General features: G+C 32.6%; 14 protein-coding genes, 1 tRNA gene and 2 pseudogenes. 13 read left to right on the forward strand and 4 right to left on the reverse strand.

The genetic code is table 11. From position 1 onward, the window contains the following. Window positions 1-31: 31 nt before the first annotated feature. The 3 genes and pseudogenes from A9G10_RS00245 to serC form a co-directional block, all read left to right on the forward strand. Window positions 32-1,249, forward strand: a pseudogene (locus A9G10_RS00245) (argininosuccinate synthase); the annotation flags it as partial. Window positions 1,250-1,538: 289 nt separating this feature from the next. Then, on the forward strand, window positions 1,539-2,915 hold the full coding sequence (gene argH / locus A9G10_RS00250) for an argininosuccinate lyase (protein ID WP_065557702.1): 1,377 nt from the start codon (window positions 1,539-1,541) through the stop codon (window positions 2,913-2,915). A gap of 199 nt (window positions 2,916-3,114) precedes the next feature. Then, complete coding sequence (gene serC, locus A9G10_RS00255) at window positions 3,115-4,200, forward strand: 3-phosphoserine/phosphohydroxythreonine transaminase (protein WP_065557703.1); 1,086 nt, start codon at window positions 3,115-3,117, stop codon at window positions 4,198-4,200. 53 nt (window positions 4,201-4,253) lie between these two features. On the opposite strand, the gene A9G10_RS00260 is transcribed toward serC, so the two are convergent. Next, a complete protein-coding gene (locus tag A9G10_RS00260; protein WP_065557704.1) occupies window positions 4,254-4,613 on the reverse strand; it encodes a DUF4156 domain-containing protein in 360 nt (119 codons plus the stop codon). Between the two features lie 221 nt (window positions 4,614-4,834). On the opposite strand from A9G10_RS00260, the gene A9G10_RS00265 reads away from it, so the two are divergent. After that, window positions 4,835-4,911: transfer RNA gene (locus A9G10_RS00265), tRNA-Ile, on the forward strand. Window positions 4,912-4,991: 80 nt separating this feature from the next. Next, window positions 4,992-5,267, forward strand: a pseudogene (locus tag A9G10_RS12455) (terminase TerL endonuclease subunit); the annotation flags it as partial. Window positions 5,268-5,273: 6 nt separating this feature from the next. On the opposite strand, the gene A9G10_RS00270 reads toward A9G10_RS12455, so the two are convergent. From A9G10_RS00270 to A9G10_RS00280, 3 genes are all read right to left on the reverse strand, one after another. Beyond that, a complete protein-coding gene (locus A9G10_RS00270) occupies window positions 5,274-5,579 on the reverse strand; it encodes a hypothetical protein (RefSeq protein WP_065557705.1) in 306 nt (101 codons plus the stop codon). 35 nt (window positions 5,580-5,614) lie between these two features. Further along, window positions 5,615-5,803 carry a hypothetical protein gene (locus A9G10_RS00275; protein ID WP_065557706.1) on the reverse strand — a complete coding sequence of 63 codons (189 nt, stop codon included), beginning with the start codon at window positions 5,801-5,803 and terminating at the stop codon, window positions 5,615-5,617. Window positions 5,804-6,199: 396 nt separating this feature from the next. Further along, window positions 6,200-7,102, reverse strand: a complete 903-nt coding sequence (locus tag A9G10_RS00280) for an AraC family transcriptional regulator (protein ID WP_065557707.1) — start codon at window positions 7,100-7,102, stop codon at window positions 6,200-6,202. Between the two features lie 317 nt (window positions 7,103-7,419). On the opposite strand from A9G10_RS00280, the gene A9G10_RS00285 reads away from it, so the two are divergent. From A9G10_RS00285 to A9G10_RS00320, 8 genes are all read left to right on the forward strand, one after another. Beyond that, a complete protein-coding gene (locus A9G10_RS00285; protein WP_081298940.1) occupies window positions 7,420-8,040 on the forward strand; it encodes a carboxymuconolactone decarboxylase family protein in 621 nt (206 codons plus the stop codon). Between the two features lie 110 nt (window positions 8,041-8,150). Beyond that, window positions 8,151-8,600, forward strand: a complete 450-nt coding sequence (locus tag A9G10_RS00290; RefSeq protein WP_065557709.1) for a cupin domain-containing protein — start codon at window positions 8,151-8,153, stop codon at window positions 8,598-8,600. A 648-nt stretch (window positions 8,601-9,248) separates the two neighbouring features. Next, window positions 9,249-10,790, forward strand: coding sequence for a phage tail tube protein (locus A9G10_RS00295; RefSeq protein ID WP_065557710.1), 1,542 nt, complete (start codon window positions 9,249-9,251; stop codon window positions 10,788-10,790). Window positions 10,791-10,827: 37 nt separating this feature from the next. Continuing rightward, window positions 10,828-11,247 carry a hypothetical protein gene (locus A9G10_RS00300; RefSeq protein ID WP_065557711.1) on the forward strand — a complete coding sequence of 140 codons (420 nt, stop codon included), beginning with the start codon at window positions 10,828-10,830 and terminating at the stop codon, window positions 11,245-11,247. A gap of 26 nt (window positions 11,248-11,273) precedes the next feature. Further along, on the forward strand, window positions 11,274-11,579 hold the full coding sequence (locus A9G10_RS00305) for a phage tail assembly chaperone (RefSeq protein WP_065557712.1): 306 nt from the start codon (window positions 11,274-11,276) through the stop codon (window positions 11,577-11,579). 246 nt (window positions 11,580-11,825) lie between these two features. Then, window positions 11,826-13,442, forward strand: a complete 1,617-nt coding sequence (locus A9G10_RS00310) for a hypothetical protein (protein ID WP_065557713.1) — start codon at window positions 11,826-11,828, stop codon at window positions 13,440-13,442. 230 nt (window positions 13,443-13,672) lie between these two features. Then, window positions 13,673-14,851: a hypothetical protein gene (locus A9G10_RS00315; protein ID WP_065557714.1), complete on the forward strand. Its 1,179-nt coding sequence runs from the start codon at window positions 13,673-13,675 to the stop codon at window positions 14,849-14,851. Then, window positions 14,835-15,620, forward strand: a complete 786-nt coding sequence (locus A9G10_RS00320; RefSeq protein WP_065557715.1) for a phage BR0599 family protein — start codon at window positions 14,835-14,837, stop codon at window positions 15,618-15,620. Before A9G10_RS00315 ends, A9G10_RS00320 begins: the two co-directional genes overlap by 17 nt. Window positions 15,621-15,623: the final 3 nt, after the last annotated feature.

Consider the following 15,623-nt stretch of genomic DNA (forward strand, 5'->3'; position numbering starts at 1 on the left):
TCGATCGTCGTTAATTAAGAAAGGGTATAACATGAAAAAAAGTAGCACAAAAAAGGTCGTTTTAGCTTATTCAGGTGGTTTAGATACATCCGCTATCATTCCTTGGTTAAAAGAAAATTATGGTGGATGTGAAGTTTATGCGTTAGTGGCTAATGTCGGTCAAGATCCAAAAGAATTAAAAGATGTTGAAAAGAAAGCCAAAGCTTCTGGCGCTGTAGCATGTAAAGTTGTCGATTTACGAGAAGAATTTGTTAAAGATTATGTTTACCCAGTCTTAAAAACCGGTGCTTTATACGAAGGAACTTATTATCTTGGTACATCAATGGCACGTCCAATTATTGCTAAAGCACAAGTCGAATATGCGTTAGAAGTTGGCGCTGATACGCTTTGCCATGGTGCCACAGGCAAAGGTAATGACCAAGTCCGTTTTGAAACAACTTATACTGCGCTTGCTCCCCAATTAAAAGTGATAGCACCTTGGCGTGAGTGGGATTTACGCTCACGTGAAGCCTTAATTGATTATTTAAAAGTAAGAAAAATACCAACAACCGCAACGGTCGAAAAAATTTACAGCCGTGATGAAAATGCATGGCATATCTCAACCGAAGGTGGCGTCCTTGAAAGCACTTGGAATCAAGCTAACGCAGATTGTTGGGCATGGACGGTTTCTCCTGAAGATGCGCCAAATAAACCTGAACTTGTGACTATTGGTATTGAAAAAGGTGAGGTAGTTTCTGTTAATGGTAAAAAACTTTCGCCTTACAACTGTGTTGCTACATTGAATAAAATTGGTGCTAAACATGGAGTAGGTCGGGTCGATATTATTGAAAATCGTTTAGTAGGAATCAAATCACGAGGATGTTATGAAACGCCTGGCGGTACCATTATGATGACCGCTTTGCGAGGGCTTGAGCAGTTGATTTTAGATCGTGATAGTTTCAAATGGCGTGAGCAGTTAGGTCTAGAAATGGCTTATGTTGTTTATGATGGTCGCTGGTTTGCCCCTTATCGTCGCTCTATTCAAGCGGCAGCCGATGTGTTAGCTGAAGATATGACAGGTGAAGTTGTGGTGAAGCTTTATAAAGGCAGTGCTACCGCAGTGCAGAAAAAGTCACCGAATAGCTTATATAACGAAGAGTTTGCTACATTCGGAGAAGATGAGGTTTATGATCACAGCCATGCTGGCGGTTTTATTCGATTATTTTCTTTATCTTCACGCATTCGAGCATTGAATGAAGAAAAGAAAAAACAGCCTGCTAAAAAAGCTAAATCCGCTACAAAACCAAGTGATTCACCAAAAACGGTAAAAACGGAGAGTAAAGCTAAAGCAGCAACCAAAGAAGTAACTAAATCTAAAACAACAAAAAAATCACAAAAGTAATTTATTGATTTTGATCTAGATAAGTGAGATAAAAGATATATATAGGCTATGTCCTGTATATATCTCTTTTATAGTATGTTAGTTATTTTACAAAAGAAGAACAATAAATTCAGATTGTTTAGCAATTAAAATTGATTAATAAATATTTGAGGTAGGTATGGCATTATGGGGTGGGCGTTTTAGCCAAGCAGCAGATCAACGTTTTAAACATTTTAATGATTCATTGCGCTTTGATTATCGTCTTGCTGAGCAAGATATTATTGGATCTATAGCTTGGTCTAAAGCATTGGTCACTGTTAGTGTTTTATCCTATGATGAGCAAAAAAAACTCGAAAAAGCCTTAAATGAATTATTAGTCAGCGTTCAACACAATCCTCATCAAATTTTAGAAAGTGATGCTGAAGATATTCACAGTTGGGTCGAACAAAAATTAATTGAAAAAGTGGGTGATCTTGGTAAAAAATTACACACAGGACGAAGTCGTAATGACCAATCTACTACCGATTTAAAATTATGGTGCAAATCTGAGATTCAACAGTTGATTTCAGCCATTAATCACTTAAGACAATCTTTAGTTAATACGGCTGACAAGCATCAAGATACTGTGATGCCAGGTTACACCCATTTACAACGAGCACAACCCATTACATTTGCGCATTGGTGCCTTGCTTATTATGAGATGTTAACGCGTGATGTAAGCCGTTTACAAGATACGTTAACACGTTTGGATGTGAGTCCATTAGGTAGTGGGGCACTAGCCGGTACCGCTTATCCAATGGATCGGGAGGAGCTTGCAAGCTGGTTAGGGTTTGCTCAAGCAACAAATAACAGTTTAGACGCTGTTTCTGACCGTGACCATATTTTGGAATTATTAAATAACGCTTCAATTGGTATGGTACATTTATCACGTTTTGCAGAAGATTTGATTATTTTTAATAGCGGTGAAGCTAATTTTGTTGAATTATCTGATCGTGTTACATCGGGTTCTTCATTGATGCCTCAAAAGAAAAATCCAGATGCCTTAGAGTTAATTCGAGGTAAAGTTGGGCGAGTTGTGGGAGCTTTAACTGGTGCAATGGTCACTTTTAAAGGTTTACCGCTTGCTTATAATAAAGATCTTCAAGAAGATAAAGAACATCTGTTTGATGCTCTAGATACATGGCTTGAATGCTTAGATATGGCAGCTTTAGTATTGGAAGATATTAAAATTAATAACGATAGATGTCGAGAAGCCGCCAAACAAGGTTATTCAAATGCGACTGAACTGGCAGATTATTTAGTTGCTAAAGGTATACCATTTCGTGAAGCCCATCATATTGTGGGTGAGGCCGTGGTCGGTGCTATCGCTAAACAAAAAGCTTTAGAAGAACTCTCATTAGAAGAACTAAAAGCGTTTAGTTCGGTAATCGACAATGAAGTTTACCCAATTTTGTCTTTGGCATCTTGTCTTGCCAAACGTTGTGCAAAAGGGGGCGTATCACCAGACCAAGTAAAAATGGCGATTGAAAATGCTAAACGACAATTAGCAATTTAATTGCTCATCCCACTTGTTTAGCCAGTATTTTGCTGGCTTTTTATATTATCACTGTTTTTATTACTCAATAATCTTATCAAATATACAAAACAAATTTGACGGCGATTATTCAAAAAATCTTGATAAAAATCTGATTGTATATCTTGCCAGACAGTGTAAAAATGTATGTCTATTTTTTGAAGGATTAAAGTGAATTGCAATGAGTAAGAGTTATAACTTTAGTGCAGGTCCGGCTAAAATACCTGCTGATGTTTTACAACAAGCACAGGCTGAATTATTAAATTGGCAAAATACGGGCGCTTCGGTGATGGAATTAAGTCATCGAGGCAAAGAATTTGATCAATGTGCGATTGAAGCAACCAATGATCTGCGTGACATTTTAAAAGTACCCAATAATTATAAAATATTGTTTTGTCAGGGTGGGGCTCGCGCACAATTTGCAGCTGTTCCTTTAAACATTTTAGGGAATAAAACCAGTGCTGATTACATCAATAGTGGATATTGGAGTGAATGTGCAGCTAAAGAAGCAAAAAAATATTGCAATGTTATCGAACAAAATATTGTTATTAAACAGGCAGGAATTACATCAGTTAAACCTATGTCTGATTGGCATTTAAATAGTGATTCGGCTTATGTCCATTATTGCCCAAATGAAACCATTGATGGTATCGAAATATTTGAAGAACCTAATTTTGACGATAAAATTGTAGTGGCTGATTTTTCTTCTTGTATTCTATCTCAACCTATTGATGTTAGCCGTTATGGTATCATTTATGCAGGTGCCCAAAAAAATATAGGTCCTTCAGGAATTACCATTGTTATTATCCGAGAAGATCTTCTTGGTCATGCTAAATCTATTCTGCCTTCCGTTTTAGACTATAAAGTGTTGAACGATTACGATTCTATGTTTAATACTCCGCCAACCTTTGCTTGGTATATGTCAGGTCTAGTTTTTAAATGGATTAAAAAACTTGGCGGATTAGAAGCGATGGCAAAACGCAATCATGCTAAAGCGCAACAACTTTATCAATTTATTGATCAGTCAGACTTTTATCGAAACACTGTGGCTAAAAATAATCGATCCATCATGAATGTAACGTTTTTATCACCCAATGAAGAGTTAGATAAAAAGTTTGTCAGTGAAGCAACGCAAGCCAATATTATTGGTATAAAAGGGCATCGTATTGCCGGTGGAATGCGAGCATCAATTTATAATGCGATGGATATTGAAGGTGTGAATTACTTAATTGAGTTTATGAAACAATTTGAAGCTCAAAATGGATAATTAAAATTAATTTTGTGAATAAAAAAGGGGAGTATTTCCCCTTTTAATCAATCTTAATTACAACGATAAACATCACCAACCATAACCGCATCAGTTGGTGCAACATCTGAGATATATTGTAATGATGCATCTTGAGCATCATATATCACATTTCCCCCCATAGCGGCAGCTTTGTTCATCAAATCAGATGCAGCATCACGTATCAGTTCGCTATGTGTTTTTGTACCAGAAAAAAATGTTCCACGACGTCCTTCTGCTTTACCTAACAGTTGGCAATTAGCCGTTGGTTTAGTATCAACAAACTGAACTTGACGCCCAGCTTGGGTAAGCTCATATTGAGAATTACTACATGCATTTAAAAATAACGCTGTAGACACTGTTAAACTAACTAATAATAATTTTTTGCAAGACATAATATTTCCTCAGCCATTAGAACAACAGAACATTAATTATAACCTAAAACATTGTAACAGGTTAATGGGTTTAAAAATATCAGTTATTAAAATCCAAAGTATCCAATAGATTAAAGATTAAGAAATAAGCAAACCGACTTAATTTATGCATTTAACTATAGCAAAATCGATTTAAGTCTATTATAATCGCAACCCTACTAACTTAGTAGCACATCACTAAAGGCCCCTTAGCTCAGTTGGTCAGAGCAGTCGACTCATAATCGATTGGTCACTGGTTCAAGTCCAGTAGGGGCCACCATCTTAAGAATCAAGCAAATTTAAAATCATATAACATATCTTTATCTAAGTCGTTATCCATTTTTTATAATTTACGCCTGATTTAGCTCAAATTCAAAAAATACCGCGGTATTTATTAGCTCTAAACGCATTAATCATAATGGCGATCCTATTCTTTCTTGGGCTGTTGGGAATGTGGTCATGGAAACCGATGCCAATGCCAACATTAAACCGAATAAAAAGAAAGCAGCCAACAAGATAGATCCTGCAGTCGCTTTCCTGATGTCATTTGGAACTTACTTACTCGAATATGGTGAAGTAGATATCAACTTATCTAATGAACAAAAACAAGCATTAGATGAGTTTAAAAGGATCTAATTATAATTAAATTCCTTTCTTTACTCTTTCCCATTCAGTCTTTAAAACGAGTTGTGTGTTTTTTGTTAGTTTTTCAATTTCAACTAATATATTTTGGGCGTATCTATATGCCACTCCCTCGAAAAGGCTTTGTCTATCCATATTATTAAAAGCCTGAATAAGAGCTAATATATTTCTAATATTAGCATATATAAGTTTACTGTTTTCTTCATTAGGATTTAAGAGTAAAATTAAATAATCACGAATAATCATAAGATTGAAAATTATTTCTATAATTTCTTGTTGATCATTTATATCATATTTTGTTGTCATTTTTTTTTGCGTTATATCTAAAGACGCTTTTTCTGTTAAACTTGTAAATTCTGAGACTTTTTTCTTAAATCATTAATCCATTCTTGTCTATTTTTTGATAATACTTCAATACCTATTCTCTTTTTGCCCGACAACCAACCGCCTAAAAGTGATCCGAATAAACTTAGTAATGCTACTGATATAGGGACTATCCAATCTTTATTTTCTATAATCCATTCTGTCATAATGTAAACACCTCATTTCATAATTATCAGTATAAAATATACCATGCTATTAACAACATACTACACTATAATAACACAAGTTTAATTTATTGATTATTAATAATTAATTTTGTAAGTGTTGTTGGTGTTATAAAATTGCAAAAAAAGTTTTTTTTAATTTCTATATTTCAAATCTTTAAATGATCCTTTAGTTAAGAATCAACTAATATAGGTTATAGTTATATGTTAAAAGGCAAATTATAATTAATAATATTAATTATTAATATGGGGTAAAATCAGAAAAATAGCAAAAGTGATTACGACCCCAGTTATTAAGCGTAGAGCAATAAGATTAACAACCTCTGTTGCTGTATTTTTTCCAAATCCAAATTAAAAAATATCATTTTTAACTTCAATTTAGACCAGTCGAGCACCTTTTCGTATTTTTTGAACATCTTGTAATGGTGTTTGGTGAAATAAATTTTTATATTCTCGATTAAATTGTGTAGCACTTTCATAACCCACTTTTAAGCTAGCTTGAATTGCAGTCATATTTTCGCTAACCATTAAACGCCGGCCTTCATGTAATCTCAGTTGCTTTTGAAACTGTAACGGGCTTAAACTTGTAACCTTTTTGAAGTGACGATAAAAGCTTGAAAGCGACATATTCGCTTGATAGGCCAATTGTTCCATTTTTATCGGCTCTCTAAAATGTTTTTTTAGCCAACTTATCGTGTTTGCAATATGATAACTTTTTGTTTCTGGCATACAAATTGATATTAACGCTTCGCCAAAAGGGCCGATTAATAGTAGATAGTGAATTTCTTTGATAATTAAGGGCGCTAAAACTGATATTTGTTCGGGTTTATCTAGCAATTTTAGCAATCGATAAAAAGCACTCATTAGATCATCTTCAACTTTTGAGACAATAATACCACTAAAACTTTGTCGTGAAGGTTTATTGAGTTCTGGGTATTCAATTAATAATTCTTTAATTAATTTATTATCAATCAGAAGTGATAATGAAAGGAAAGGATTTTTAATCGTAGCATTTTTAATTGTATTTATGGTTGGAATATCAATAGATGTGAGAAGATAATCACCTTCTTTATAATTATAGAGTTTAGTGCCATGCAAAGAGCTTTTTTCACCTTGTATTATCAACGTAATCATAGGTTGATAAAAACAACTTTCTATACAAAGGTCTTTATTTTCGCTAATTTCACGCCTGTAAATGCCAAAGTTTTTAATTTGAGTTAGGTAGTTACCTGCGGCTGGCATTCTCTTCAACATTATTCTTTTAACTTCTTTTTTTAGCATAAAGATTTCTATATTGATATAGATTTTAATATTAGGATATGATTTTTGATAGGATTAGGCAACTTTTTGAAAGGATTTGCTCTATTAGAGGTAACTATCAAATCTTATAATAAGAATTGAAATTAAATACGTGAGCATGCAACATCTAAAACTTATATACTAAATCCTGAATTAGTTTTGAAGATCCAAATCACAAAAAATGGAATTCATTAAAAAAACAATCGATGAATAGTGGATGGATAATAAAAATATTTGTCATTTTATCAACATAATTATTGTAACTATTAATTTATTAAAATTATACAAGGGCAAATGCTATGAACACTCTAACGCCAAAACAAGGATCAATCGTTACTATCTCCGCATTTATGTCTAAGGGGGATCTGAAGGGATTAAAACATGCTTTGATTAATGGATTAAATCAAGGGTTAACCGTTAATGAAATTAAAGAAATTTTGGTTCAGCTTTATGCCTATGTTGGTTTTCCAAGAAGTTTAAATGGTTTGAGCTCCTTTAAAGATATACTTGAAGAACGCCAAAAAGAAGGAATTAATGATTCAGTTGGTTCTGAGTTTGCACCATTACCGACTAATAAAAGCTCTTTGGAGTTAGGTACTGAAATTCAAACAAAAGTTGTTGGCAAACCTGTTTCGGGTGGCGTTATGGATTTTTCACCTGTTATTGATCAATTTTTAAAAGCCCATCTTTTTGGTGATATTTTTGGTCGAAATATTTTAAGTTATAAAGATAGAGAGATAGCGACATTATCAGCGTTATCAACGTTGGAAGGTGCTGATAGTCAGATTAAATCACATGTTCAAATTGCTCAAAATGTCGGTGTTTCTTCTACTGAATTAGCTAGCATTGCTAATCTTTTAAAATCGAAAATAGGCGAAATTGAATATGAACGATTAAATCGTGCAATAAAAGAGCAATAAATTACGATATTTCTTATGAAAAGGGGATATATATAATTATTAAGTCCTTTTTGCTCAAAATCAGTTTCATTACATAGATATTAATTCATTTCCCAACAAGGATATTGATGATGAAAATAATTAACCCATCAGAATTTGAAAAAGATAATATATTTGGACAAGGTTTACCTAATGTAAATTATGCTAAATATTTTATTGGTCAATCATATCTAAATTTATTAACAGAACCAACAAAGTCCTCTTTATTAATTGCAAATGTCACATTTGAGCCTGGTTGTCGAAATAATTGGCATATTCATCATGCATCAAAAGGAGGAGGGCAAATTTTATTATGTACAGCTGGCAGCGGATGGTATCAAAAATATGGTGATAAACCAATAAGTTTAGAACCTGGGATGGTGATTACTATTCCTGCGAATGTAAAACATTGGCATGGTGCTAAGATTGACTCATGGTTTAGCCATATAGCTATCGAAGTGCCGGATGAGGATACCTGTAATGAATGGTGTGAAGCGGTATCTGAAGAAGATTACAAAAAATTGGGTCAAATCAATAATTAAAACCCTTAAAAATATCAAATTCTTTATTTTTAAGTATAACTTAGTTAATTGAAACCGATAATTTATATTGATTAATTGACACCGTACATTTTTGGTGTATAATTAACCTAAACTAAGATAATTTTATTTAAAGCCCCGCTATAAATAGTGGGGCTTTTTTATTTCTCGAAAACGTTAATGGGGTACTAGAATAATAACTTCTCATTTTTCGTTGATAGAAATAAAAATTGATAGTTTATTAAATATTTCAGATTTATTTTTTATATGATCAATGCCAAATTATTTAAAAAGGAGGTTTTCAAAAAACGTAAACAAATAATTAATTTTATCTTACTTACAGTGTCCATCATTATGAAAAAGATGTTAAATCTTTTCTTAAAACTATTTAAGTTAACATAAGTAACGTTATCAATTTTTAGATTTAAACCTTAAACATCATCTCCATCGTGAGTTTATTTAAACTCTCAAACTTTCTAATAATACAATCTCAAAAAAATTAAATCAGAAATTTCATCAGTATATTAGATGAATTGATAGCCTCAATTCTAGCAACTTATTTAGAAATTCTGATAATCAACCACCGCAAAATAGCAATATTTTCAATTGTTATTTTGCAAATACAACTAAAACATTTAATTAGGAAATAATATGAATACAGCAAAAACAATTGACAGTAATGTTACAAGTTTATACATCGCAGAAGAAGATGATTTAAAAATACTTCCTAGCAATCCTGTTTGGCATGGTATCGAAGTAAATAGCTATAGTGATTTCGGCGGTTCTACAACCTTACTACAGCGAGAAACGATCAATCCTTCACGACAAAATCAAAAGGGTAAAATTGTTGATATTGATGCTTCAGCAGGTTTTAGCCTTGATATGACTAAAAATATTTTTCCTTGGCTAATGCGTGGTTTTATGTTTGCAGAAGCAAGAGAAAAATTTACAACTCAATCACTTAGCGGTAAAACATTACCTATTAAGAGTGTATCAAAAGGTTATAATTTTCCAGATAGTAATAAATTACCGCAAAAATTACTGACAGGCACGATTATTCATGCTTCAGGGTTTAGCAATTTTGCAAACAATGGTTTAAAAATTGTATATTCTTGCTCTGATAACAATATTTCTACTAACTCAAGTACACCACAAATAGAAGAATTGAATCCGCCAGCTAGCGCAAAAATTTCTGCGGTAGGTTTTAAATTCAGCTCTGGTAGTTGTTCAATGGAAGTTAAAAAAGGAACATTACCTAAATTAGTTTCTAGTTCGACTGATTTAACTAAGCTCGGATTAATTGAAGGTGAATGGATTTGGCTTGGTGGTGATGCATCGGACTCTTATTTTCCAAAAAATAGAGGTTGGGCAAGAATAACCGAAATTGCTGCGAAAACAATAACTTTTGATGATACCGACTTTGTACCTGAAAATGATACCGGTGCTAATATTAAATTAGAAATCTATTTTGGAACGGTAATTAAAAATGAAAAAGAACAAAATAAAATTGTTAAAAAAACCTATTGTTTTGAACGTACACTAGGTTCGGTTGATAACGAAATTCAAGCCCAATACGTAAATGGGGCAGTTGCAAATGAATTAACCATTAATATGGGTTCAGCACAATATGTTACTGCAGATTTGAATTATGTTGGATGTAATTCTTTCACGAAAAAAGGGAAGAATCGAATTATCGGTGAACGTTTAGAATGTGATAAATCATCACCTTTTAACGCAACTTCTAATATTTATCGACAAAAATTAAGTATTAATGATACCAAAAGTTCAACACCAAGTGCTTTATTTGCTTATGTTACTGATTCCAGTTTAGCTATTTCTAATGGTGTTACAGGAGTTAAAGGACTTGGAATTTTAGGGAGCTTTGATGTATCTGTTGGTAATTTTAGTGTAACTGGATCAATTACCGCATACTTTTCTTCAGTTGATGCAATAGAAGCGATTCGAAACAACGCAGATGTTGGCTTTTCGACAATTTTAGCTGCGGAAAATTCAGGCGTCATTTTTGACATTCCTTTATTAGCGTTAAGTGGTGGTATGCCTAATATAGAAAAAGATCAGAAAATTACGATACCACTTGAGAAAACAGGGGCGGAAAACAAACATGGTTACACAATGATGTATCAAACATTTGAATACCTTCCTGATTCAGCAATGCCATATGTTAACGTTTAATTATATTAATCATAATTGTGCTTTTTAGGAGAAGAAAATGAGTTTATTTGAACAATTTGAAACGGATAGAAATAAAGAAAAAGATGGGGTTCCAGTGACTTATGGAGCCAATAAAGATGGAACAATTCCAACGTTCTATTTAGCCCGAATGGGAGGCGTAAATTCTAAATACTCAATGTTAATCAAAAAACTAACTAAACAATACAAAAGACAAATACAGTTAGATTCTTTGCCAGAAGATAAAGTCATTGAAATTTCGATGCAAGCTTTTGTTGGTGGTGTACTAAGAGGCTGGGAAAACATACAAGGACGTGATAATAAAATCATACCGTTCACTTCTGAAAATGCCATCAAACTTTTAACTCAATTGCCTGATTTATTCAATGATTTAATTGCACAAGCAAGTGATATTGATTTATTTAAAACGGTTGAGCTGGAAAAAGATATAAAAAACTAATTGAAGTCCTTGAATATCAACTTGATATGAATGGAAAGGACGAAGATATCATCAGAATGTCTCAACAAATGGGACAAGCACTTCCAGATAAAATCAGAAATAAACCCGAACTTGACGAACATCTTGAATTTTACTATCAAGCCTTTCTCGATCTCGATACAACACGTTCACATATGATGGTTGCAACACCTATTTCATGGTTATCAATCATTGAATACGCTCGGTTTTATCAATTAGATAATGAAGATACAAATGATTTTGTTTATCTAATACGTGAAATGGATAAGGTAAATTTAAAGCATGTTAATCGGGCATTTAAATCAAAAAACTAAGTAACATTTTTTAAAAGTAGATGATTATTTATCTTTATTAATCTTAGTTCATTAAATTTTTTATTGAAAATAGAGTGGTTATATAAGGCTAAAATGAACTTGTATAACTACTACTATTTTATAAAAAGTTTACCTATAAATAATTTAAATCAGCGCTTTAAAAATGTATCAACATGAGAGACAGACTTATTAGTTAATAAATATTGTACCTCAATTTTATTATATTCAGGCAAAAAAGGGGTTTATATGCCAATTGAAACAATACAGTTTTCAGAGAATATTCCTACCTCAATCAAAACAAAGCTAAAAAGTATCGATAGTGCTTCCGTTTCAGCAAGAGTAAATTTAAACAAATTAAAAACATTGTTAAAAAATAGTTGGAATACAGATCCGTTTAAGAAAGCTGAAGATAGTATTAAAAACTTAAGTAACGAAATATTAAAAAGCTTTGAGGTTGTAATAAATCGTACAAAAATATTGAAGAATCCAAATGAAAATTTCAATACATTGACGACAAAAACAAAAAATACAGGGATAGCACAACATCAATCAACAGCTAAAAATACAGATAACACATTAATAACTCCAGATGAACAACTTTTACTCAGTTCGTTAAATCCAATAAATGATAAACTAACAGAATTCAACAAAAAACAATCTGAATTGGCTGGTATCTATCAAAAAGCAGCAATTAGTCAAAATGAGTACAATGACTATATGACATTATTGAATCAGCAATATGATGAATCAATAGATCCACTTGGTAATTATAATAAAGAATTGGAGCGAACATGGGAACTGATGAAACTCTCTTCTCAAGAAAGGGCTATAGAAAATGAATTTAATCGTATCACTCTAGATCTGATGAATAAAGGTTTAATATTAAATCAACAGCAAAATGCTGAATTAAGAAAAACAATCGAATTGAATCAGGAGTATTTGAGAATACTTGCGATTAAAGACGGTTTAGAGAATAATTCAAAAAAACAAAAGCAACAGGATTTTGGTGATTTGGTTAATGCTCTAAGTCTGTCCGAATTAGATGATAATGAAATAATCAACGTGTTGAACACAGATAGTCGAAGTCCATTTACAGGAATGTTCGAAAACTCTTGGAGCTTATTAAGTTTGCAGATTGAACAATATCAATCGATGTATGATCAAATAAATGTTCTTACAGAAAAATTTAATCTTGATCAATCGGTTGCCGCATCATTAAGAGCACAAGTTTGGGCCAAACAAAATGATGTTATTTTAAGTCAGGCAGATAAATTTTTTGGCAATGTGGCAAAATTACAAAGTTCAAATAATGCTACGATGGCTAAAGTTGGTAAAGCAGCAGCGATTGCACAAGCTATTGTGAATACTTATCAATCTGCTAATGCAGCCTATGCATCTATGGCAGGTATTCCTTATATAGGCCCGGCTCTAGGTGCAGCAGCTGCGGCGGCGGCTATTACTTCCGGTATGGCGAATGTCGCAGCCATTCGATCTCAATCAACAGGCTTTATGAAAGGTGGTTATACGGGGAATCTGGCACGAACTCAGGTAGCAGGACTAGTGCATGGACAAGAATTTGTTATGAATGCGTCAGCAACGCAACGAATAGGGGTTAATAACCTTGAAGCCTTACAACGTGGAGATATGAGTAGCATACAAGTTCCTCAAATTTCAAATCAAAGTTCAACATCTGAAAAAGCTGAAAGTAGCTTACAAACTATTGCCCCAATCATTAATATTGCTTTAGTCAATGATAATGACAGTGCACAGCAATGGTTATCTACTCAAGAAGGTGTCAAGCGAATAATGCAAATAAATCGAGAAAATGGTGATGAACTAGCAACAATAGTGAAAGCTTGTTAATTAAAATGTCTAAGTAAGACCAAATTGCATCAAAATTGAAAATCCCAAATGATATAGTTATAAGATCAAAGTGGATTTAAAACTTGAGTAAATAATAAAATTAAGCGCCTCAATTGGCGCTTTTTCATTATAAACATCCAAGAACAAATTAACAAAAGCGCATTTAGCTTGCCTTTCACCATTGTCAACATATCAAAAATTACTTAATTCTTATTTTAAAGAAGGCCAACATGTCAAATATCATTACAGAACAACCCATAAAAGGGGCTAAAGAAACATTTTCCTGGCTAACTGATATCATCGAAACAAAAAACGGTAGAGAGCACAGAATAGGTTTACGTGCTTTACCACGAGTTTCTTATGAATACTCATTTTTAACTCATATTCATAATCGTAATTATTATTTAAATTCACTCAGAAATAATTTTACTGAGATATGGTTGATACCAGATTGGTTGTCAGGAATATATCTTGGTGAACTAGAATTAGGTGAGAAAACAATACCTAATATCTTAAATCAAAAAGTGGGTGATAAATTTTTGATTTATCAGAATGCTGAACATAGTGAAGTAAATGAATGGCTACAATTACCAAAACAAAAGCCATTAGAATTTGTTTTCATAGAACCCAAAAAAAACAAATTAGTGTTTGAACTAAAAAAAAGAGTTCCTGTTGAAAAGCAGGTCAATATAAAACCGATAAATTATCATTATAAAGCAGCGTATATTCTTCCATTAATGCCATGTTTTCTTACTAATACTAAATACACGACTTCAGGGTATGAAAGTCAAATAGATATTAGTGTTGAGCTATGTCATGAATTGAATTTTAGCAGCGGTGCTAATTATGGTATCAAGTATCTTGGATTAGAAGTATTACATAATTTTTATGGAGTTAATGAATCAACAATTCAAAAAGATATTGAAATTGTTGATTATGATCTAGGTAAAATTACCCGAATTGAGAATTGGCAATATTCAAAGCAGTCTCGATCTTTGACTTTTTACCTTGATGGACTGAAAGAAATCCAAGCTTTTAAAAAGTTTATTTATCGAATCGAAGGAAAACTTAACGCATTTTGGTTATGTGATAACGATGAAAATCTTGTTAAAACACATATGTTAGGCGATAAGATTTATATAAAGAATCAATCATTTAACCCATCATTCAAATATTTAGCATTATTTCATCCAGATAGTATTTCGTATGTAAAAATTATCAATATTAAAAATACGGGTAAAAGTATTCAATTAACGATTGATCAAGTTATCACTAAGCCTATAACAAAAATCAGTCACTTAATGTTATGTCGTTTTGACACCGATGATATACAAATTGAATACGATACTTATATACAAGCTCAATCTAACATTCCAGTAATCGAGGTTTTCGATGATCAATATTTTTAAACAAGCTGAATTATATGTTTTCAATGATGGAATCAATACATTTCGTTATACCAATGGTATGCGTGAACTAAATATTGATAATCAGACATATAAAAAAGAGTCCATCAATCGCACAGCAATAAAACGGGATGCCGCTATTTCCAAAAATAAAATTGATATAACCATGCCAATTACCAATGAAGTCGTAAAATCATGGATCAATCCTGATATCACAAAACATCTACTTGTTGATATCTATATTCTCGATAAAAAGAGTACTGTCACTATGTCATGGAGTGGGCGTTTAACTCAGACATCAACATCAGAAAAAGAGATGGTGATGACATTTGAATTATTGATTACACGCTCAGGGCAAACTGGTGTAAATGAAAAAATTCAGCGTAATTGTCGTTATTCACTTTATGGCGAACATTGTGGTCTAAATAAAGAGGATTTTAAGGTAAAAGGCAGGGTGTTAGCTTATGAAAATGATATCGTCACGGTTGAATTTGAACGTCAAATTGAAAATGGTTATTTCACCGCAGGTATTTTAAGAACGCCCGATGGCGAACAGACGTTTATTAAAGAACATAATCAATCATCAATAGTCCTAATGAGAAAAAATCAGCAGTTGTTGGACAATCTCAATAAAGGAATATTGGAAATTACGCTTTATAAAGGTTGTTTAAGAACCCTAAATTCTTGCCATTCATTTAATAACACCATCAATTATGGTGGATTTCCTTACTTACCATTAGAACCGTTAAATAACGGCAATTCAATTGTTTAGGAG

Source organism: Gilliamella sp. wkB308, from assembly GCF_001690185.1.
Classification (GTDB): Bacteria; Pseudomonadota; Gammaproteobacteria; order Enterobacterales; family Orbaceae; genus Gilliamella; species Gilliamella apicola_I.